This window comes from Larkinella knui, from assembly GCF_003858645.1.
Classification (GTDB): Bacteria; Bacteroidota; Bacteroidia; order Cytophagales; family Spirosomataceae; genus Larkinella; species Larkinella knui.
Window position 1 is genome coordinate 336,665 of the sequence record NZ_RQJP01000006.1, and the last position, 20,801, is coordinate 357,465.

Genomic DNA, 20,801 nt, shown 5'->3' on the forward strand with positions numbered 1-20,801 from the left:
AACGGTAAAAGTTGTAACTTGCCTTTCGATGAGGAAATTATTTTTGCTGCTTGGTTTAATTGTTTGGATTTTCGCTTTCAAATCCACCGTAGACGAACAAGCCTGGATACGAATCAATTCCCTGGGGTATCGACCGGCGGGCACGAAAGTAGCGATCTGGGCCGGAAAAACGGAAGAAGCGGTTTCGCAACCCTTCCAGGTCGTTGAGGCTGGAACCGGGAAAGTGGTTTATGAAAACACCGTCGGGAAAGATTTTGGGGCCTACGGTCCGTTCGTTCAAACCCACCGACTTGATTTTTCCGCCGTCCGCAAACCGGGTAACTACTATCTTAAAACCGGTACCATCCAATCACCGGAATTTCGAATTGCGGACGACGTATATAACGGGGCGGCTGATTTTTGCTTGCGGTATATGCGCCAGCAGCGCAGCGGCTACAATCCCTTCTTAAAAGATTCCTGCCATACCCACGATGGCTATACGATGTATGGGCCGATGCCCGACAGTACGCACATCGATGTTTCGGGCGGCTGGCACGATGCCTCAGATTACCTGCAGTATGTACCCACTTCTGCGAATGCCACCTATCACTTACTGGCGGCTTTCCGCGATTTTCCGAAAGTCTTCGGCGATCAGCACCTGGCCAACGGGCTGGATGGCGCTAATAACCAGGCCGATGTGTTGGACGAAGCGCGCTGGGGCCTCGACTGGCTGCTCAAAATGCACCCCAAAGACGACTGGATGTTCAACCAGTTGGCCGACGACCGGGATCATTCCGGATTGCGCATTCCCAAACAGGATTCTGCGTATGGGAAGGGCTATGAGCGGCCGGTGTATTTTGCAACCGGAAAACCGCAGGGGCTTTTCAAATACAAGAACCGCGCAACGGGCGTAGCCTCCACCGCCGGCAAGTTCAGCAGCGCGTTTGCCCTGGGCTACCAGGTACTGCACCGACGCGACCAGGACTACGCCGAAAAGTTATGGCAACGGGCGCAAAGTGCTTACATGCTCGGCTTGCAAAAACCGGGGGTTTGTCAGACTGCTCCGGGCCGGTCGCCCTATTTTTATGAAGAAGATAATTACGTCGATGATATGGAGCTGGCGGCCGTTGAACTATACAATGCCGCCCGCATCCAAGGCTACAAAGCCGCTGACTACCTCAATAGCGCCTATGCGTACGGTTTGATCGAGCCGGTAACGCCCTGGCTGGGAACCGATACCGCCCGGCATTATCAATGGTATCCGTTCATCAATATCGGCCATTTCGAGGTTGCCAAGCGCGTGGTCGATTCCCGCCGGCAACATATCATCCAATTTTACCGGGACGGTATTGAGAAAGTCTGGCAAAAAGCCCAGAATAACGCGTTTTACCGGGGTGTGCCGTTTATCTGGTGCAGCAACAACCTCACGACATCGTTCGCTATTCAGTGTTACTGGTACCGCAAACTCACCGGCGATAACCGGTATCTGCAACTCGAGCAGGCTTGTTTCGACTGGCTGTTTGGCTGCAATCCGTGGGGGACAAGTTTTGTGTACGGTTTACCGGCCGGAGCCGATACGCCCGCCGATCCGCATTCGGCTTTTACGCACCTCAAAAACTACCCCATCGACGGTGGTTTGGTCGACGGGCCGGTGTATGGCCGGATTTATAAAAATCTGATCGGCATCGAGCTTAAAGAACCGGATGAATATGCCGGATTTCAGAGCGATCTGGTGGTTTACCACGATGATTACGGCGACTACAGTACCAATGAGCCGACGATGGACGGCACGGCGTCGCTGATTTACCTGCTGGCGGCCAAACAGGGCGAAACAGCGGCCGTAACGGAAGCCGCTCCGGCCAAGGCGAAAGTGGCCAGGAAAGTCGTGAAGCGGAAGAGTTCTTCCCGCAAATCGTCGGTTCGGAAAAAGTCGTCCAGGCGAAAAAAATCGTCGGCCAAGCATTCATCGGCCAGGAAAAAGCGCAGACGGCGGTAAGCTTTTACCCCGCCTTCTATCGGGTGCGGATCACCGCCAGTTGCTTCATCAGATCGCCCCGGTTGCTCTCCGGAATGGGAATAGAAGCGGGCTGATTGCGCATAAAGAGCTGATTGCGCTCCAGACGCTCCAAATGGTTTAGGTTGATCAGCAGGGATCGCGACAACCGGTAAAAATTAGGGTTGGGGAAATATTGGGCGAGATACCCCAGATTCATGGTCAGAAGGTGGGGTTTTTCTTCGTTGATCAAAAAAATCTTGACGTAGGCTCCTTCGGCCAACAGGTAAACGACATTGCTTTTATCGACTTTTTCGTACCCTTTATTGATGGGCAGAAATAAGGTTTCAGAAGCCGCCGGATTCGCCGATTGCTGTCGTTCCTGGGATCGGTTATGGTACGTCAATTCAATCTGAAAAACCAGTTCATTCGGATGAAACGGTTTCAGCAGGTAAGCCGCCGGAGCCGTGTCTTTCGCGCGTTGAAAGGTAGAAATTTCCGAATTAGCGGTCAGGTAAATAATCGGCATCCAATGAATGAGCAGGAGTTCTTTGGCCGTGGCAATACCGTCGGCGGTTGATTTTTTGAGATGAATATCGATCAGGGCCAGATCCGGCGGCTGTCGCCGGACTGCCGCAACCGCCTGCTCAAAATTCCGGGCGATGGCCGTTACCCGATGGCCGGCTTTTTCGACGGTCGCCCGGATGTCATTAGCCGTGATGATTTCATCTTCTACAATCAGAATAGTCAAAGGTTCCATCGGGTTCTCAAACTTTAAATTCCATCACAAATTGGGTCCCTCCCTCCGATCGAAACCGGTACTCTCCATCCAGTTGATCGACCTGCATCTGGATCAGCCGCATCCCAAAACCGCCCTGTTGTTCGGTCGAAGCTACGGTATCTAGCGAGGCAGGTAAACCGGGGCCATTATCGACAACGAATATCCGGTATCGGTTGCCTTTCCACTCGCTCGAAATCCGGAAAATGGGATTCGGATGATCCGGAAAAGCGTACTTGCAGGCATTCGTAGTCAACTCATTGATAATCAACCCCAGTGGCAGCGCATCATCGGCCGATAACTCAAGCCGGACCAGATCGTAGGCCGGCTCGACGCTGGCATAGCCAAAAGTTTGCAGAACGCTCTCGACCAGCTCTGAAATGAACGGTGCTACGTCAACCACCACCAACGTATCTTCATCATAAAGCCGCCGGTGGAGAATGGCCATGGCCCGCACCCGCAACTGGCTTTCTTCGACGGCCTTCCGGGCCGTTTCATCCGCAAGCTGGGTAGCCTGAAGATTAAGGAGGCTCGAAACCACCTGAAGATTATTTTTAACCCGGTGATTCTGTTCTTTTACCAGTTCGACATTCCGCTGGCTGATTCGCCGATTTTTACGGTATAACCGAAAAAAAATGAGACTCATGGCCGCCGTCACCAGCAAAAGTGCCGATGCCGCCCAGGTGAAGCGTTGCTGAACCACCAGCGTCTCCGCTCGCAGCGCCAGTTCTTGCTTCTGGGTTTTGAGGAGGGCCTCCCGCTTCTCGCTTTTATACTCCATATTCAGCCGAACAATGGCCCCGGCGCGGTCGGCCATATAGCTGCTGTTTTCCATTCCGCGCAATTTCTCACTGCGTTCATACGCACGCTTCCAATCGCCAATCAGCCGATAATACGCCATATATTCCCTTTCAAAAGCGGTATTTACGTTATAATCATTGAAAGGGTTTTCATTTAGCAGCTGCTGGGCCTGCCTCAGATAGCGCCAGGTTTGTTCGGGTTGTTTGAGGGTGGTATAAATCGAAGCGATTTCCAGCAGCAGGTTGATTCTTGCACCGTCTTCTTTCTCTCTGGCCGCAAGGTCGAGGGCCGTTTTCAGGTACTGAATGGCCTTCGGATTCCGGTCAGTATCCCAGGTAAAATGGCCCAGCGACGAATTGATACTGATCATGGCCACCGGATCTTTCAGTTGATAGGCCAGGCGGTAAATTTCCCGGAAGTAGAACAGGGTACTATCAGGCCGTGGCCTGGGTAAGTTTGGTTTTTTTCCACTTTCTGACCAATCGGTCCGGTGGATCTGGGCCATATTGCCATAGACCCGCATCAGGGCTTTGTCCGAATGAATCCGGCGGGCCACCGCCATGGCCAGCATGGCATACCGGAGCATCTCCCCGTAATTTTCCTGTGAACTGGATAACCGATTGTATAAACGGCTTAAATCGAAGGAGTCTCCGCGCGGTTCAAGAATACGCAGTGATTTTAGAAACCAGCGTTGGCTGGTCAGGTTATCGCCGGAAGCTTCGTAGGTCTTTCCGTACAGGTAATAGGCTTCGGCCAGCAGCAGCGAGTCATTTTTAGCGATTGCTTCCCGGTATACCGTGTCGGCATACATCAGCTTATGAGGTTGCAGTTTAAGATACCGGGGCCGCTGCGCACTAGCGTGCTTCGGCAGGATGGCAAAACCAAGAAAAACGCTCAGAATTAGCTGCGTAAACCGTCTGCTAAAAAATACTGCCATACGAAAAGATCGGCTGAAGCCATTCATGCCCGGTACGGGTACGGGCCAAAAAATACGCCGTTGGGAAAAAACGCCCATTCGTAAGGAGATTATCCCAGCCCGTATAGTTACCACTAATTCCTCTCCGGTAATTAAGCAAATTTGAAGAAGAAAGATAGTAGAAAATAAGTTACTACCCGGCCCCATTCGATTGACTTTGTGCAACCCTCTTTCTTAAAATTATGACTAAGTATCTTTACTATTTCATTTGTGGGATTCTGCTTACGGGCACGAGCCTGATTCCCTTTTCGCTCCAGGCCCAAAAAGACCCCAAAGTCACGCTTGAAAAGGTGGCTGAAAAATGCAAAGGACTGCCCCGCGACAAGCGGGTAACGGTGAAAGTGGCTCGCTTCAACATCTCCACGAAATCCTCCCAGGCCAACGCCACGTTCGGGGATGAACTGGCGACCATGCTGACTTCCGCCATCCAGCAAACCAATTGCTTTCGGGTACTGGAAATGAACCGCAATGTGGGCGATGCCACGGGTGAAATAGCGTTTGCGCAGGATGGGTTCACCAATGGGTCTGGTCCGCAGGCCGGAGCCATGCTGGGTGCGCAACTGGTTATAACGGGCGAAGTCACCGATTTCTCGGAGGGCAAAACCTCGACTTCCGTGGCCGGTTTCAGTGTCGGCGGCAACCAGGCAACGGTGGGTTTCACGCTGAAAGTACTTAATCCTCAGACCGGTGAAGTACTCTTTAGCCGCGATGTCAATATGAAAGGCAATTCGTCCGGTTTCACCGGTGCCAGTATGTTTGGCGTCAAAGTGGGTGGAACGACCCAAAACCGGGCTGTGCAGGATGCTACGCAGAAAGCCATTATCAAGTCTGTGGAAATCCTGGCCGACGAAAAAGACAATATGGACATCCCGGAGCCGATGAAACCCAAAGAAATCAAGCGGTATACGGCCCAGAACTGCCAGACGCTGCGCAACGGATCACCCAAGATCATCATTCTGGTTACGGAAGCCACCACGGCGGGAACCGCCCGCGATAATACGACCACCGACCTGAACCGGCGCGAACGCGAACTGGCGTTAAAAGAACGCGAAGCGAATGTGGGGCTAACCCGCGACGTCGTTCAGGGAATATTCGGCCGTCGGCGGGATGAACCCACCAAACCGGAGAATACGGCCAGCCGCCAGACGTCTTCGTCGGCAGTCTTTAAACCGGTGGTAATTGAGCAGTCGGCCACCGAAACCGAGCTGATCCGGCACTTTGTCGAAGCGGGTTTTCGGGTAGTCGACCCCAAAGTGTATGGAAAGATGCGTCAAATGGCCGATTCGGCCGCCGACCTTGGTGCCATTGCAGCTCTGGGGCTGAAGATGGGCGCCAATATGATTATTACGGGGCAAACCGTTTCGGAGCGCACCAATTCGCAGGGCGGTATGGTTTCCAGCCGGGCCCGGTTGGAAATTCGGGCCATTGCCACCGAAGATGGCTCCATTTTAGCGACCAATGCCGTAGCGGGTGGCGGTATTGACGTCTCGGAAGCCATTGCCAACAAAATTGCCATCCGGAATGCGTCCGACAATATGGCCCAGTACCTGATGGAACGTCTGTGCACGATGAATCTGCAATTTGCCGGCGTTGAGGCCGGTAAGGCCAAAGTCACCGCATCGGCCGCCCGCGTCAGCAGTTCGCCGGATGCTTCCATGAACTCCACCGAGATCAGTGTGGCGAACGTCAATTACGCCAAATTGCAAGCCCTGGCTACGGCGCTCACGAAAAACCCGAAGGTAAAAGGTGTCAAAAAGAACCTGAAAAGCGGTACGACCGAAGGCACCCTGCTGATCGAACACACGGGTAGTACCGACGACCTCATCGACATGCTGAGTAAAAACCCGGCGGTGAAGTTTGAAGTAACCGGCGTGGAAGAAGGGAAGGCCAATCTGGCGATGAATTGATGGTCTAAATCCGATACTTCGTGCATTCAACCGGGACACGCGTCCCGGTTTTTTAATCCTGTTTTCAGTATGAAGAAACTCTACCTGGTAGCTCTCTTCGGGCTTATCCTGATCACGGTGGCCCGGGCACAACCCTCGACATTGGTAAAGGACGTTTATCCGTATTTTAACGACGGGTATGCCCTGATTAACAATGTGCTTTATTTTTCGGCCGACGACGGCCTGAAGGGCCGTGAACTTTGGCGCACCGACGGAACACCGGAAGGCACGCGTCTGGTAAAAGACATCCGCACGGGAGCTGGCGGTGTCACGTCTTTGCCCCGGCTGTTTTATAACTTCAAAGGCACCCTGTATTTCATAGCGCGGCAGTGTGGCGAAACGTCCTGCAACCGGCTCTGGAAAAGCGACGGCACCGAAGCCGGAACGGTGCTGGTTCATCCCGACATCAACGGTATTACGACGCTTTTCGAGTTTAAAAATAAACTGTACTTTCTGACCAGCCGCAATGAAATCTGGGAAACGGACGGCTCGGCGGCCGGCACCAAACTCGTGAAAACGATTCCGGCTTTTAACGGGATCATCAATTTTACGACCACATCGGACTATATCTACCTGACCGCAACGGCGCCTTTCTCCGATGCAACCAATTCGCAACGACTCTGGCGTAGTGACGGAACAACGACCGGCACCGTTGAACTGAAAGCATTTGGGCGCATCAATACGGCCATCGTAGCCACGGATAATGGTACCGTCTATTTTGCGGCTGACGATCGGACGTACGGTCTTGAGCTCTGGAAAAGCAACGGCACGGAGGCCGGAACGGTGCTGGTCAAAAATATCGCCGAAAAGGCTACGAATTCCAATCCCGAAAACTTCTTCACCCTTGGCAATACGGTCTATTTTACGGCCAATGATGGGCAGAAAATCAGCCTCTGGCGCAGCGACGGCACCGAAACCGGGACCGCAGCGGTAAAGAACAGTCAACTGCCGGATAGTTTTACCGGGGCCGTTTACGGGACCGTCAAAGTGGGAACGAAGCTCTATCTGTTCGACTGGTTGGGAATCCACCTGTTCGACGGCACCGATGCCGGTATTTCCTTATTGCCCAATTCAGCGCTGGGAAACCTGCTTTTCATGCCCCTCATGCCCGAACTTTCGAAAGATGCCGACGGCAATTTTTACTTTGTCGTACAAAACAGTTTGGATCAGGACATTATCAAACTTGATAGCAAAACGAATGCGTTGCAAAAAATGGGCGTTATTCCATTTGGTTTCGCACCGATTCCGCCGGCCTATGCCCTGGTCAATACTAGTCTGCTGTTTGGGAAGATCGGTTCGTATGAACTGCACAAAGTGGCGCTCTGTCCACATTCTGCCAAAATCAACACGCCCAACGGCACGTCGTATTGCCCCGGCGGATCGGTCGGCATTACCGCCGAAGGAACTGGTACCGGGCCGTTTACCTACAAATGGAAATCCGGCTCCGGCGATGTCGGCACCAATACCAGTTTGTCGGTTACCAAAGCCGGTATCTACACCATTGAAGTCAGTAACAGCCAGGGTTGTACGGTTTCGGCTTCCGTCGAAATCAAGGAAACCACGAACCTGCCGGTTTCTATTGTTGGCAGTAATGCCCAGTGTGCCGGCACTTCAGCCCCCCTTTCGGCAACGGTCTCCGGAGGAGCCGCTCCGTATAGCTACCAATGGAAACAGGGAGGCAGCAACGTTTCCGGGGCCACGTCGTCCACGCTGGCCGTCACCACAACCGGAGTTTACAGTGTTTCTGCTACGGATAGCAAAGGCTGTAGCGGAACATCGGCGGGTTTTGCCGTCACCATAAAACCAGCTCCCACCGCCAGCATCACAACCGCCACCAGCAGCCTGACCATCGGCGGATCAACCGTTCTGACCACACCGGCGGCATCCGGTCAGACTTACCAATGGTTCAAAGACGGCCAGCCCATTGCAGGCGCTACCAACAACACGTATACCGCTAAGGACGCCGGTCAATATACGGTTACAGTCACGCGCGATGGCTGTTCTGCAACCTCTGCGCCAACCCGGATCGATCTGATTCTGGCAACGGAGCCAACACCAACCGCCTTGGGATTCGAGATAGCGCCCAACCCGGTTTCGCAGAACGCCGAGGTTCGATTACGCATGGTAAAACCGGCCCGGGCGACGTTTACGCTGGTCGATGCCACCGGCAGAACCATCCGGGAATGGGAATTTAATCAACCCCGCACGGCACACGACTTTACAATGCCAATGCGGTCGCAAGCTGCGGGCGTGTATTTCCTGCGCGTAGAATCCAGCGGTCTGAAAGCCGTACGACGTGTTTTGAAGCAATAATCATGGCTAGTATGAAACGATTGAGTATATACCTCATGCTCCTGCTGGTGTCGGCAGGTTGCAGCAAGAAAAAAGTAGCCCCGCTGTCGGAACGGCTCCAACGAATCTGGACGGCAAATGTGGTTCGGGAAGGCGGCACGATGGTCTATACGAAAGGCGGGGCGGCCAATATCCGTCCGGGCTATGTCGGCTTCGTTCTGGACCTCAGCAGCGCGGCTGGTGTGACGCTGAAAGACGTGGACGGAAGCAGCGTTACGGGTCAGTGGGAGGTTTCATCGGATGAGAAACGACTCATTCTGAAAGGATTGACGCCCCCGCCGAGTGGCACGAACGGCACCATCGAATTCACCATCGGCACCCTGACCGAGAGTCAGCTGACTCTGGTACGCACCACCACCAGCCTTAAAACCGGTGGTTCTATCAACACCTATGAATTGACTTCGCCCTGAAAACGGGCAACTTCCTGAGGAGACACCGCTAAAAACCGGCTCCGGAGCGCGTGAAATAACGTTCAAAACACGACTTCAATCCCAAAATCATTAATTTGCACCATCGACGGCGCCTGCTGGTTGCGCAGTTCGGTAGCAATACGCTGAATAATTTCGGTTCGGCGCAGGGTGGCGGTTTTGGCTCCGGCGCTGCGGCAGTAAGCGGGCCACTGCTCGTTGCCCGGTACAAAAACGTAAATCGAGGTCAGCATGCGTTCATACGAAAACCGCAGCGTCAGCATGGATTCGCGGTAGCTGATCCAACCGGATAAACCGGTGTGTTCCATTTCAACGGTGTAATTGGTCAATGGAGTGGCCATAGGGGTCCGGGTAGCCCAAGAGTTCATCACATTCATGATACGGTGTTTTTTGAGAGTAATGGTGTCCCGCTATGCTGATCGTTTGGTTGTGTTTACTGTATTGGCCTATCGCTCCTGGGATCGATAATTGGGTAAAAGATGCAATCCAGCCTGCTGGCGTTGCACGGAATGTTGCAAACTCTGAAAAATATATTTCGCAGCGGGGCGCCATCGTTCGCGGTGATACGACGGTCCGACAGCTGGCTATCGTTTTTACCGGTGACGAATACGCCGATGGCGGTGAACAAATCCGGAAAACGCTCCGGCAAAACCGGGTTCCGGCTTCGTTCTTTCTGACCGGGCGGTTTTACCGCAACCCGGCTTTTCAAACGCTGATCCGCACCCTGAAAAAGGAGGGTTATTACCTCGGTGCTCACTCTAACGAACATCTGTTGTATTGCGACTGGACCAACCGGGACAGCCTGCTGATCGATGAAACCCGGTTTCGTACCGATCTCAACCAGAATTATGCCGCGATGCAGCAATACCGTATTCGGAAACAGGAAGCCCGGTATTTCCTGCCGCCCTTCGAATGGTATAACGACACGATTGCCGCCTGGACCAGAAAAATGGGTCTGCAACTCATCAATTATACGCCCGGTACCCTCAGCCACGCCGATTACACGACCCCCGATCTGAAAAACTACCGCAGCAGCCGCGTCATTCTGCAATCCATTTATGACTATGAACAACGACAGCCGGCGGGACTGAACGGTTTTATTTTGCTGGTTCACATCGGTACGCATCCCGCCCGAACCGATAAACTCTATACGCACCTGGACGAACTGCTGCGTTACTTACAGCGGAAAAAATACCGGCTCGTTCCGATTAATCAATTAGTGGGATAAACGGTATATAATTCTTTCCTATTTATCCGTTCTGCTCTTAATTCAGTGCAACATCTCGTTGGCTGTCATTGTCTTTCCGTCATTTCCAATAAGTATTCTTCCGTCTACAAAGCCGGTATTTTACCTATAAAAATATTTTTTTAACTATACATGTAGTTGCAACTATTAAAATTTGTTAACTTTCAGCAACGAATGATAATTCTTTCCAACTTGCTGGTCCTATTCGTCAACTGATTCCTATTCCCCATGAAAAAACTTCTCCTGCTGCTGTTGCTGACGGTATGCTATCATGTAACTTTTGCCCAACAGTCGGGCCGTATCGCCATCCGGGGCTCCATCATCGATACATCCAAAGCCATTCTGCCCGGCGCAACGGTGATGCTTCTGACACCAAAAGACTCCGCACTGGTCAATTACGGACGAACCAACGATAAAGGGATTTTTGAATTCCGCAACGTAAAACGCGCGCCCTACATTCTGAAAGTATCGTATGTCGGTTTTCTGCCTTTACAGGTTGAGGTCAATCCCGACAACGGTGAGGTGGTTGACCTGGGGACCCTGGCAATCAAGCCCATTCAGAAGGAACTGTTGGAAATTGTTGTAAAAACCGCCCGCGCTCCGCTCAGCATTCGGGGTGACACGATTGAGTACAATGCCGCTTCGTTCAAAGTGCCACCCGGATCGACCGTTGAGGAATTATTACGAAAACTACCGGGGATGCAGGTCGATCAGGACGGCAATATTAAGGCACAAGGCGAAAACGTCACCAAAATGACCGTGGATGGCAAAACCTTTTTTGGTTCGGATCCCAAGCTAGCCACCAAAAACCTGCCCGCCGAAGCCATATCGAAGGTGCAGGTTTTCAACGACAAAACAGAAGCATCTAAAACAACCGGTATTGACGATGGGAAACGCGAAAAAACCGTCAATCTGGAGCTGAAAGAAAGCCACCGCAAAGGCGGTTTTGGCAAAGTAACAGCCGGTATTGGTACGAAAGATCGCTATCAGCTACGCGGAAATTACAATCGTTTCAATACGAAAGAGCAAATGTCGGTTATCGGTTTTGCCAATAATATCAACCAGACCGGCTTATCGTTCGACGATTATCAGGATTTTCGGGGTAGTCAGTCGTTCAACTGGAATGACCAGGGTGATTTTGGATTCAATGGTGGAGGGTATATCGTTTTTGGCGACGACAACGGCATTGGCGTTCCGATTTCGGGCGGCAGCAGCAACCGGGGCTTTTCCAAAAATTATGCCGGCGGGGGCAACTATAACTACGATACGAAGAACACCAAGCTGAGTTCCAATTACTTCTTTAACCAAACCGGCCAGACCTTCGACACGGATCTGACCAAACAAACCTCGCTACTGAACGGGGCCTTCCGGACCGAGGAAAAAAGTTTCCGCAACACGCTGGGCAACAACCACCGGGCCAGTGCACGGTTTGAACAAAATCTCGATTCGCTCAATACGCTGGTTGTTGTGGGCAATTTCAGAGCCAACAACGGAAACGAACGCCTTGGCAGCACTCAGAATTTTTTTCAGGAGGACGGAAAAGGGCCACCGTCGAGCCAAACGACCCTCAACAATCAAAATAAATATACCGGAATCCAGCTGGCCACGACGGCTATTTACCGCCATAAGTTCCACAAGAAAGGCCGGAATTTTGCCGCCAGTTTATCGTACAACATCAACGATACCGACGGTTCGGGCAACCAGCAGTCTAACAGCCGCTATTTTACCGATACAACCGCCGGGGGCACGTCACAAATTCGTCTCAATCAGGATAATGTCACCAACAGCCTCCGGACTGAATTGAAATCCAGTTTGGATTACATCGAGCCGCTGTCAAAAACGATGTCGTGGGAGACGTTCTATAACTTCAGTCTGCGAACCGATAAAGTAGACCGCGACGTTTTTGATCGTACCGATCAGGGCATGGTTCGAAACGTGAGTTTAAGCCGGTATTACACCAACGATTTTACTTATAACCGGATTGGCACGAGCGTACGGTATAATAACAAGGGACTTACGTTGTCGGGCGGATTAGCGGGCATGTGGTTTCATCAGGCCGGAAAGTTTGCCGCAGACCAGACCGGTTCCCCGTTTACCTCGGTGGGCCGCAACTTTTTCTCATTTGTTCCGAACGCAACGGCATACTACAACATGAAAAACAAGCGCGTCAATCTGAACTACAACGTTGACGTTCGGCAGCCTTCCACCAGTGATCTTCAACCGGTTATCGACAACAGCAATCCGCGCTTCATTCGGGAAGGGAACCCGGATCTGCTGCCTCAGCTTACCCACCGGCTTAGTGGCGGCTTTGGCGTGTTCGATCCAGGTAGTTTCGTAAACGTTTATTTCAACCTTAATTACGGCTACAACATCAATCAAATCGTTTATAATCAAACCATTAATTCGTTGCTTGTAACCACCACCCGTCCGGTTAATATCGACGGAGGGACCAACGTTGGCTCTTACTTTAATTTTGGGTTTCCCCTGAAAAAAACCAAAGCCACGTTGAACATGTACACATCGATCAATCTCGGCAAGAATCCGACCTTTATCAATAATGTTCCGAACAATACCACCAACAACAACTACAATGCGGGGGTAAGCCTTGATTTGACGCCTAGCGAAAAATTTACGCTGTATCCTAATTTTAACTGGAACTTCACCGATACGCGGTATTCGGTCAATACCGCCCAAAACCTGAAGATTTACAATTACCGGTATGGCGCCGACATGAACATTCAGATGCCCGCCGGTATTTTTTTCAATGCGCGGATGAATTACCAGATTTACAAAAATCCCCGGTTTGGCTTTACGCAGCAACTACCGATATTGAATCTCTCCTTTTATAAACTTTTCCTGAAAGACAAGAAGGCTGAAGTGCGGGTGACGGCTTACGATATTTTCAACAAAAACCAGGGCATTACGCAATCGTCGTATCAGAATATTGTTCAAACCGAGCAGGTTCAGACGCTGGCGCAGTATTTTATGCTCTCGTTTTCGTACAATGTACGCGGGCTGAAATCGCAAATGCGCCGGAATAATGGATTTTAATACGTCAAAAACGCCTTAGCAAGAATGAAAAAGCTTTTAATCTTTTTTTTCATCATTACCGGTTTACGGGCAACAGCCCAGCAGACTGAAGGAGTAGTTACCTATCAACGCAATCAGGACTGGCTCAAAATTTTGTCGCAGCTTTCCTATCTTACCCTGGATCAAAAGGAGCGGATGAAGTCGACGTACAAGAATTATGAAGGTTTTAAAACACCCATGAAGCTCTATTTCAATGCTGATCAGAGTCTCTATGCGAATGAGGATGAGTATTGGAAAAGTGAAGATGGCCGGTGGTCTCAGCGCCTGGAGGACTACATCATTCGTCGGGATTTCAAAAAGGAAACCAAGTCGGAAATCATTGAAATGATTGGGAAGACGTATATTATTGAAGATTCCCTGCAAACACCTCAGTGGAAGGTTCTAAACCAGTTGAAAGACATTGCCGGTCATATCTGCATGAAAGCCGAAACAACCGATCCTATTAAACAGCAGAAGATCGTTGCCTGGTTTGCCCAGGATATTCCCGTATCAGCCGGGCCGGAGCAGTACTTTGGCTTGCCGGGCCTCATTCTGGAATTAGATATTAATGACGGCTCTGTACTGGTGACAGCCACCCGGGTAGAAATGAAAGATGTGTCGAAAGAACTGGCCACGACCAAAAAAACCAAAGGCAAGAAAATTAAAACCGCTGATTACGATAAACTGATTAAAGACCATATCCAAACCAGCATCAAATCCCAGGAAAATCCGTACTGGACGATGCGGTATTAAATTTAATGATGGATTATGAATGATGAATGCGTCACCCCATTCATCGTTCATCATTTATAATCCATCATTCCCTTACAGGTTTCCCTTCTTCAATTCCGCAGCTGCATAATTGGCCGCCCGGGCGGTCAATGCCATGAAGGTGATCGACGGGTTCTGGTTGCCGACGGACGTCATACAGGCACCGTCGGTGACAAAAACGTTCCTGACGTTGTGAAACTGATTCCACTTGTTCAATAGCGACGTTTTGGGGTCTTTCCCCATCCGAACACCGCCCATTTCGTGAATATCCAGGCCGGGATTGCGGTTGTCGTCGTAGGGTGCGATGCTCTTGCACCCCGACTTTTCGAGCATTTCGGCACCCTGCGTCAGAAAGTCTTTCAGGATCTTCACATCGTTATCGTCGTAACCGACGGAGGTGATCAGTTGCGGAATACCCCACGGATCTTTCTGATCCGGGCTGAGTCGGACGTGGTTTTCGTATTTCGGCAACGTTTCGGCCTGCATCATCATGTAGACGCTCCAGTCGCCCGGCGTCAGCAGACTTTCTTTGAATTCGGCCCCAAAACCTTCCTGCCCGTTGCCGCGGCCCCACGTAGCCCGGCTGGCACTGAAGGCCACCATGTAGCCCCGTTGGAAGTCGGTTTCCTGTTTTTTTACGTTTCGGAACGAAGGCATAAAGGCCGTGGTCGGGCGACGGCCGTAAAAATACTGATCCTTATAGCCCTCGAACGAAGCCGTCAGACTGCCCCGGTAATTATGGAACGCCACGTAGCGACCCAAGAGCCCGTTGTCGTTGCCCAGCCCGTTCGGAAAGCGTTTTGAGGTGGAATTCAGCAACACCAGATTGGAGTTCAGCGCGGCCGCATTCACAAAAATGATTTTGGCAAAAAACTCCGTCATTTGCTTCGTGCTGGCGTCGATGACCCGCACGCCCGTGGCCTTGCCTTTTTGCTCATCGTAAATAATGGAATGAACAACCGAGTCGGGCCGGATCGTTAAATTCCCGGTTTTGGCTGCCCACGGCAACGTGGCCGAATTGGAACTGAAATAACCGCCGAACGGGCAGCCCCGGTAGCACAGGTGCCGGGCCTGACACTGGCCGCGGCCCTGTTGCAGATGAATGGGTTGCGGTTTGGTCAAATGGGCGCAGCGGCCAATAATCACATGCCGGTCGGCGTAATTGGTTTTAACGGCCGTCTGGATGTGTTTCTCAACGCAGTTCAGTTCAAAAGGTGGCAGGAACTCGCCGTCGGGCAAACTGTCGATGCCGTCTTTATTACCGCTGATACCGACAAATTTTTCGACCCGGCTATACCAGGGTGCCAGGTCGGCGTAGCGAATGGGCCAATCCACGGCGAACCCATCGCGGGCCGGAGCGTCAAATTCGTAGTCGCTCCACCGCTGCGTTTGCCGCGCCCAGATCAGCGACTTGCCACCCACCTGGTAGCCCCGAATCCAGTCGAACGGTTTTTCCTGAATGTAGGGATGCTCGGCGTCTTTGACGAAATACTGCTGTGTGGCCTCGTCCAGCGCATAGCATTTGGTGGCTACGGGATTGGCTACTTCAAAGGTGTCGGGCATCCGGTTGCGGTGGGGTAAATCCCAGGGATTGGCCATCGCGGTCGGATAATCCGTGATGTGTTTCACCATACGACCCCGTTCCAGAACCAGCGTTTTGAGCCCCTTTTCACACAATTCTTTGGCCGCCCAGCCTCCGCTGATTCCCGAACCGATGACGATGGCATCGTAGCTCATTTGTTCTTTGGCCTTTCCGTTGAAATGCATTGAGTAGACGGGATTAGATCGAATCACAAGTTACAGAAATTGGTGAAATCTGCCGCTGAATCCGCCAATAAAGACAACGCCCAGCAAGACTTAACACACGTTTTTACGTCTAACGATCTAAAACTTCAGCGATGTCAGTGAGCCCTATTCCTCTGCTACCCGATCGGTATTACCATATCTACAACCACGGGAACGGATCCGATTTATTGTTCCGCGAACCAGCTAACTACGCGTATTTCCTGAAAAAATATGCTCAATACTGTGCACCAGTAGCCGACACGTTTGCCTATTGTCTGATGGCCAATCATTTTCACTTTTTTGTCCGTATAAAACCGGATGCAGAATTAGCAATTCATTTTGAAATTTCTGACAAACTACGACCTGTGGAATGGCAGGCTCAATTAGCCAGACAACTCAGCCAAAAATTTTCAAATTTCTTTAATGCCTACGCTAAAGCTTATAATAACCACTTTGGACACAAAGGGGCCTTGTTTCTAAATCCTTTCAAACGAAAAGAAGTCATTGATGAGCGGTATTACAATCAACTCATTTATTACATTCATCACAATCCGGTCAAGCACGGCTTTTCCAGCGAGATTTCCAGGTGGCCGTATTCGTCTTTTCAATCACTGCTTTCCGACAAATCAACGCTATTGTGCCGCGATGACGTGTTGAACTGGTTTGGTGGCCGAGACGCTTTTATTGCTTTTCACGCCAATACGGATTAAAACCAAGCCCCTCGATACAGTGCTCTATACACCTGACAGGTTTTGGAAATCTGTCAGGTGTATAGAGCACTGTATCGAGGGGCTTCACTTTTTCTCCACGCTACTCCACCGGCGAGTCGATCACCCGCACGATTTTCCAGATTCCCCGAATGTCTTTCAGCGGAACCGTAACGCTGCCGCCGTTGGGGTTATCGGAATGAAGCGTTAGCCGTTGCTTGGTCAGTAACTCATTGTCTTTGATGCGTTTTACTACGAAAAAATCGCGGTAAATGACGGCAAAAATACCGCCCGATTGATACTCCCAATTATTCGGATCTACCAGAATTGCCAATACTTTCGCTCCATTGGCCAGTTGCGGGGTCATGCTGTTTCCGGAAATTTCGATAATTACCGGATTTTTATGATTCCCGATCATGTGCACCGGAACGCGGTACGTTTCCATTTGCGCCATGCTGATTCCTTCCGTATAGGTCTCAATAAAACTGGCGTAGAAACGCGTCGGTACGAATGGAAGGTCGGTATACCGCACTTCCAGTTCGATAATCTTGCCATTCTGCTCCGGCTCGTCGATTACGGGTTTTTGGCCCCGCAACAGAAAGTCGGCCCGTACCTGCGGATATTGCTCGAGCAGCCGCATGATGGTATCATACGACGGTTTAGCCCGCCCGTTCAGGATGTTGTAAAATTTAGATGAGTTCTCACCCAGGTCTTTGGCAGCCTGGTAGATACTAATTTCCAGCGCGTCAAATACCTGCCGCAGCCGCTCCTGAATCGGCTCTAAACCCTCTTCAAAAGATTTTCCGGGTTCGTTAAACATAATATAGTTATTGACTTTTATAATATAAGTATTATATATTGTGATCAAATTTACTAAAAAAAACAACAAAGCCGATGAAAACTACCAGAATAATATTATATGATAGCTAAAAACCATGAAGCGGCTGGGGGAATACACAAAACCGACGGTACTGTTCATCGATATGAACAGCTTTTTTGCCAGTTGTGAGCAACAGGTCAATTACTACCTGCGCGACCGGCCCATTGCGGTTTGTGTTTATACCGGCAAGCAGGGCTGCGTTATTGCGCCTTCTATCGAAGCTAAACGATTGGGAATCAAGCTCGGAATGAGGCTGGACGAAGCGGTAAAGATTTGTCCGAATCTGGTTCCGGTAGAAACCAATCCTGAGCGATACCGTACGTTCCACGTTAAGATCATCGAAGTGCTGCAACAGTTCACGCCCGACGTTTTGCCGAAAAGTATCGATGAAGCCGTGGTCGATTTGACCCGCTGCCAGTTGATGTATAAAGATGTTCGGGAGGTGGCTTACCAGATCAAGCGGGACATTCACGACAAAGTGGGCGATTATTTACGCTGCTCCATCGGCATTGCCCCCAATGCTTTTCTGGCCAAATTGGGCTCCGACCTCCAGAAACCCGACGGGCTGGTGGTGATTACCCCCGAAACCATCGACGACGTTTTACTGAATCTGAAACTGACCGATCTGCCCGGTATTGGCAGCCGGATGGCCAAACGACTGGAGGACCAGGGCATTCTGACACCACTGAATCTGCGGTATGCCTCGCCCCAACGGCTCCGGGCGGTTTGCAAAAGCATTATCGGCTGGCACTGGCATTTGCGGTTGAACTTTGGCGGAGAAGTGGATATGGAAACCACCGCCTATAAAAGCATGCAGGCCATGCGAACCATTTCGACGGCCCAGCGACGATCGGCAGAGCAACTGGACGAGTTATTGCAGTCGCTCTGCCTGACGCTCGAGCGCCGGATGGTGCGCCAGGATGTTTTCTGCCAGGTAGTAACGTTTTACTGCCGCTACCACGACGGCCGAAACTACAACGACGAAGTTAAATTGCCCGAACCGAAGCAGGATAGCATGGAATTGTACCAGTTGATCCGCCAGCGCTTCGAGCGGTTTCAGAAGGTCAATCAGTGCGAACCGATTCTGAATCGCTCGATTCGGAGTATGAGCGTCAGTGTCTTCCGCTTCATTCCGGCTCAGTTGGTACCCTTTAGCCTGTTCGAAGACAATACCCGCAAAAACACGCTTCGGAAAACGATCTACGAAGTAAAAGCGAAGTTTGGCAGCGATAAATTAATGCGGGCTACCGAACTCCGCGACAACCCCGTTTTCCGCGATGTCATTGGCTTTGGCTCGATCAAAGACTTACACGATGACGAAAACCCCTTTTAAAATGGCTCTCGTATACATTACTCCAGATTTTTACAGGAATTCTGTTACTCTTATTCCTTTTTGGAGTCAAAACAAGTAACACGAACTTCGCCTGGTGGCACACGGTTTACGACTTACCTTTCGTTATTCAATCAATACGGCGATTCACGAGCGGTTTCGCCCAAATCATCAGACTTATGACTAAAGTATTCACCGGTATTATCACCATGCTGCTGCTGGCAGTCACGCTGGTTTCATTCTCGTTTCGGCCCCGGCAGGAAGCCAAAGAAGACGCCAAAATCAAGTGGATGACCATTGAGGAAGCCTTCGCCCTGAATCAGAAAAAACCGAAAAAGATTTTCATCGACGTCTATACCGACTGGTGCGGCTGGTGTAAGGTCATGGATCGGGAAACGTTTACGAACCCCTCCGTTGTCGACTACATCAGCAAAAATTATTACGCCGTCAAGCTGAACGCCGAACAGAAAGAGGACATCGTACTGGGAACCGATAAATTCGTTTACGTTGCCCAGGGTGCCCGGGGCTATCACCAACTGGCGGCTGCCTTGTTGCGAAATCAGCTTAGCTACCCGACGGTTGTGTTTCTGAATGAAAAATTTCAGCCTATCCAGCCCATTCCGGGTTACATCAAGGCTCCGGAATTCCACCAGATTATTACGTTCATCGGCGGAGATTATTACAGCAAAGAGCCCTTCGAACAATTCAAAACCAAGACCTATCCGCAGAAATTCGCGGTCAAGATTTAGGCGCTATTGCGCGTCAATAAGCAACCATAACGGCCCGGGCTTTGCGTTCGGGCTGTTTTTTTATTGATAAATGAATTAATTTGTTGCTACCTAAACAGCATAAGAACAATTTGAGAGAATATGAGGTTAGAAATTTTGAGTAAACTAACACCGACTCTCCCACTACGAACGATTTATGAAACTTTTCGCCGGCTGTGAACTCCTCTACGACGTTCCGGCTCCAGCACCTGTTGTGCTGATGTTACGCCCCCGCTCCGGCGCCGGGCAATGGGTCATTTCCGAAGAATACCAGATTGAACCCAGTATTCCCGTCATTGAGTATACCGACCCCTACGGCAATTTATGCCAGCGGCTGATGACCCCGGAGGGAAAGTTTAAAATTCAAATATCCCTGGTGGTCGAAACCGCCGATGCAATCGATACGGCTCCCGGCGCTCCTTTTGTGCCGGTGCAGGATTTGCCCGATGATGTGCTGCAGTTTTTACTCCCCAGTCGGTACTGCCAATCCGATCGGCTGGGTGCGCTGGCTGCCGAAATTACCGAAAACGCCCTCCCCGGTTACGATCAGGTGGAAGCCATCCGGAGTTGGATCCAAACCCGGGTAACCTACCAATACGGCACCAGTGATGCCAGCACCTCGGCCGTCGAAACCGCCGAAAAACGCATTGGTGTCTGCCGGGATTTTGCGCATCTTGGTATTTCGCTCTGCCGCAGCATCAACATCCCGGCCCGGATGGTCGTTGGCTACCTGCACCTGCTCGACCCGATGGATTTGCACGCCTGGTTCGAAGCGTTCGTCGACGGACGCTGGTATACGTTCGACGCAACCCAGAAAGAGCCGCGCGGCAACCGGATTGTGGTGGCGTATGGCCGTGATGCCGCCGATGTGGCACTGGCCACTCAATACGGTGCCATGACGCTGCAAGAAATGAGAGTGTGGGTGGAGGAGAAGAAAGTAGACAGCTAAGTGGTTGCTGGTCAGGAGAAGAGAACGGTTTTTCTTATTTTGTA

16 protein-coding genes are annotated in these 20,801 nt (G+C 51.1%); 11 read left to right on the plus strand and 5 right to left on the minus strand.

The window, feature by feature from the left end; translation table 11 throughout:
- Positions 1–28: 28 nt before the first annotated feature.
- Positions 29–1,975, plus strand: a complete 1,947-nt coding sequence (locus tag EHT87_RS27375; protein WP_124909962.1) for a glycoside hydrolase family 9 protein — start codon at positions 29–31, stop codon at positions 1,973–1,975.
- A 16-nt stretch (positions 1,976–1,991) separates the two neighbouring features.
- Here EHT87_RS27375 and EHT87_RS27380 read toward each other — a convergent pair whose 3' ends face one another.
- The gene (locus tag EHT87_RS27380; RefSeq protein WP_124909963.1) at positions 1,992–2,732 is read right to left on the minus strand and encodes a response regulator; all 741 of its coding nucleotides are present in this window, start codon (positions 2,730–2,732) and stop codon (positions 1,992–1,994) included.
- Positions 2,733–2,739: 7 nt separating this feature from the next.
- A complete protein-coding gene (locus tag EHT87_RS27385) occupies positions 2,740–4,488 on the minus strand; it encodes a sensor histidine kinase (protein WP_185716364.1) in 1,749 nt (582 codons plus the stop codon).
- A 221-nt stretch (positions 4,489–4,709) separates the two neighbouring features.
- On the opposite strand from EHT87_RS27385, the gene EHT87_RS27390 reads away from it, so the two are divergent.
- From EHT87_RS27390 to EHT87_RS27400, 3 genes are all read left to right on the plus strand, one after another.
- Positions 4,710–6,434, plus strand: coding sequence for a CsgG/HfaB family protein (locus EHT87_RS27390; RefSeq protein ID WP_124909965.1), 1,725 nt, complete (start codon positions 4,710–4,712; stop codon positions 6,432–6,434).
- Between the two features lie 69 nt (positions 6,435–6,503).
- Complete coding sequence (locus EHT87_RS27395; protein WP_124909966.1) at positions 6,504–8,786, plus strand: ELWxxDGT repeat protein; 2,283 nt, start codon at positions 6,504–6,506, stop codon at positions 8,784–8,786.
- Positions 8,787–8,797: 11 nt separating this feature from the next.
- Positions 8,798–9,235 carry a hypothetical protein gene (locus EHT87_RS27400; RefSeq protein ID WP_124909967.1) on the plus strand — a complete coding sequence of 146 codons (438 nt, stop codon included), beginning with the start codon at positions 8,798–8,800 and terminating at the stop codon, positions 9,233–9,235.
- Positions 9,236–9,297: 62 nt separating this feature from the next.
- Here the strand turns inward: EHT87_RS27400 and EHT87_RS27405 are convergent, their stop codons facing one another.
- Entirely contained in the window at positions 9,298–9,594 is a 297-nt protein-coding gene (locus EHT87_RS27405) for a hypothetical protein (protein ID WP_124909968.1), read from the minus strand.
- Positions 9,595–9,665: 71 nt separating this feature from the next.
- Between EHT87_RS27405 and EHT87_RS27410 the strand changes: the two genes are divergently transcribed.
- From EHT87_RS27410 to EHT87_RS27420, 3 genes are all read left to right on the plus strand, one after another.
- Positions 9,666–10,481, plus strand: a complete 816-nt coding sequence (locus EHT87_RS27410; RefSeq protein ID WP_124909969.1) for a polysaccharide deacetylase family protein — start codon at positions 9,666–9,668, stop codon at positions 10,479–10,481.
- A gap of 246 nt (positions 10,482–10,727) precedes the next feature.
- Positions 10,728–13,550 carry an outer membrane beta-barrel protein gene (locus EHT87_RS27415; RefSeq protein WP_124909970.1) on the plus strand — a complete coding sequence of 941 codons (2,823 nt, stop codon included), beginning with the start codon at positions 10,728–10,730 and terminating at the stop codon, positions 13,548–13,550.
- 24 nt (positions 13,551–13,574) lie between these two features.
- The gene (locus EHT87_RS27420) at positions 13,575–14,321 is read left to right on the plus strand and encodes a GLPGLI family protein (protein WP_124909971.1); all 747 of its coding nucleotides are present in this window, start codon (positions 13,575–13,577) and stop codon (positions 14,319–14,321) included.
- A gap of 72 nt (positions 14,322–14,393) precedes the next feature.
- Here EHT87_RS27420 and EHT87_RS27425 read toward each other — a convergent pair whose 3' ends face one another.
- A complete protein-coding gene (locus tag EHT87_RS27425; RefSeq protein ID WP_124909972.1) occupies positions 14,394–16,106 on the minus strand; it encodes a GMC oxidoreductase in 1,713 nt (570 codons plus the stop codon).
- A 296-nt stretch (positions 16,107–16,402) separates the two neighbouring features.
- Here EHT87_RS27425 and EHT87_RS27430 point away from each other — a divergent pair, with 296 nt between their 5' ends.
- Complete coding sequence (locus EHT87_RS27430; protein ID WP_229321401.1) at positions 16,403–16,834, plus strand: hypothetical protein; 432 nt, start codon at positions 16,403–16,405, stop codon at positions 16,832–16,834.
- 100 nt (positions 16,835–16,934) lie between these two features.
- Here the strand turns inward: EHT87_RS27430 and EHT87_RS27435 are convergent, their stop codons facing one another.
- Complete coding sequence (locus tag EHT87_RS27435) at positions 16,935–17,651, minus strand: LexA family transcriptional regulator (protein WP_124909974.1); 717 nt, start codon at positions 17,649–17,651, stop codon at positions 16,935–16,937.
- A 115-nt stretch (positions 17,652–17,766) separates the two neighbouring features.
- Between EHT87_RS27435 and EHT87_RS27440 the strand changes: the two genes are divergently transcribed.
- The 3 genes from EHT87_RS27440 (at position 17,767) to EHT87_RS27450 (ending at position 20,757) form a co-directional block, all read left to right on the plus strand.
- Positions 17,767–19,044, plus strand: coding sequence for a DNA polymerase Y family protein (locus EHT87_RS27440; RefSeq protein WP_124909975.1), 1,278 nt, complete (start codon positions 17,767–17,769; stop codon positions 19,042–19,044).
- Between the two features lie 176 nt (positions 19,045–19,220).
- Entirely contained in the window at positions 19,221–19,790 is a 570-nt protein-coding gene (locus tag EHT87_RS27445; RefSeq protein WP_124909976.1) for a thioredoxin family protein, read from the plus strand.
- Positions 19,791–19,965: 175 nt separating this feature from the next.
- Positions 19,966–20,757 (plus strand): transglutaminase family protein, encoded by a 792-nt coding sequence (locus EHT87_RS27450; RefSeq protein ID WP_124909977.1) that lies wholly within the window; start codon positions 19,966–19,968, stop codon positions 20,755–20,757.
- Positions 20,758–20,801: the final 44 nt, after the last annotated feature.

Coding starts and splice junctions, on each gene's coding strand:
- EHT87_RS27395 (WP_124909966.1), top strand. CDS start 6,504: ATGAAGAAACTCTACCTGGTAGCTCTCTTCGGGCTTATCCTGATCACG.
- EHT87_RS27450 (WP_124909977.1), top strand. CDS start 19,966: ATGAAACTTTTCGCCGGCTGTGAACTCCTCTACGACGTTCCGGCTCCA.
- EHT87_RS27380 (WP_124909963.1), bottom strand. CDS start 2,732: ATGGAACCTTTGACTATTCTGATTGTAGAAGATGAAATCATCACGGCT.
- EHT87_RS27420 (WP_124909971.1), top strand. CDS start 13,575: ATGAAAAAGCTTTTAATCTTTTTTTTCATCATTACCGGTTTACGGGCA.
- EHT87_RS27385 (WP_185716364.1), bottom strand. CDS start 4,488: ATGGCAGTATTTTTTAGCAGACGGTTTACGCAGCTAATTCTGAGCGTT.
- EHT87_RS27410 (WP_124909969.1), top strand. CDS start 9,666: ATGCTGATCGTTTGGTTGTGTTTACTGTATTGGCCTATCGCTCCTGGG.
- EHT87_RS27415 (WP_124909970.1), top strand. CDS start 10,728: ATGAAAAAACTTCTCCTGCTGCTGTTGCTGACGGTATGCTATCATGTA.
- EHT87_RS27440 (WP_124909975.1), top strand. CDS start 17,767: ATGAAGCGGCTGGGGGAATACACAAAACCGACGGTACTGTTCATCGAT.
- EHT87_RS27405 (WP_124909968.1), bottom strand. CDS start 9,594: ATGGCCACTCCATTGACCAATTACACCGTTGAAATGGAACACACCGGT.
- EHT87_RS27445 (WP_124909976.1), top strand. CDS start 19,221: ATGACTAAAGTATTCACCGGTATTATCACCATGCTGCTGCTGGCAGTC.
- EHT87_RS27435 (WP_124909974.1), bottom strand. CDS start 17,651: ATGTTTAACGAACCCGGAAAATCTTTTGAAGAGGGTTTAGAGCCGATT.
- EHT87_RS27390 (WP_124909965.1), top strand. CDS start 4,710: ATGACTAAGTATCTTTACTATTTCATTTGTGGGATTCTGCTTACGGGC.
- EHT87_RS27400 (WP_124909967.1), top strand. CDS start 8,798: ATGAAACGATTGAGTATATACCTCATGCTCCTGCTGGTGTCGGCAGGT.
- EHT87_RS27425 (WP_124909972.1), bottom strand. CDS start 16,106: ATGCATTTCAACGGAAAGGCCAAAGAACAAATGAGCTACGATGCCATC.
- EHT87_RS27375 (WP_124909962.1), top strand. CDS start 29: ATGAGGAAATTATTTTTGCTGCTTGGTTTAATTGTTTGGATTTTCGCT.
- EHT87_RS27430 (WP_229321401.1), top strand. CDS start 16,403: ATGGCCAATCATTTTCACTTTTTTGTCCGTATAAAACCGGATGCAGAA.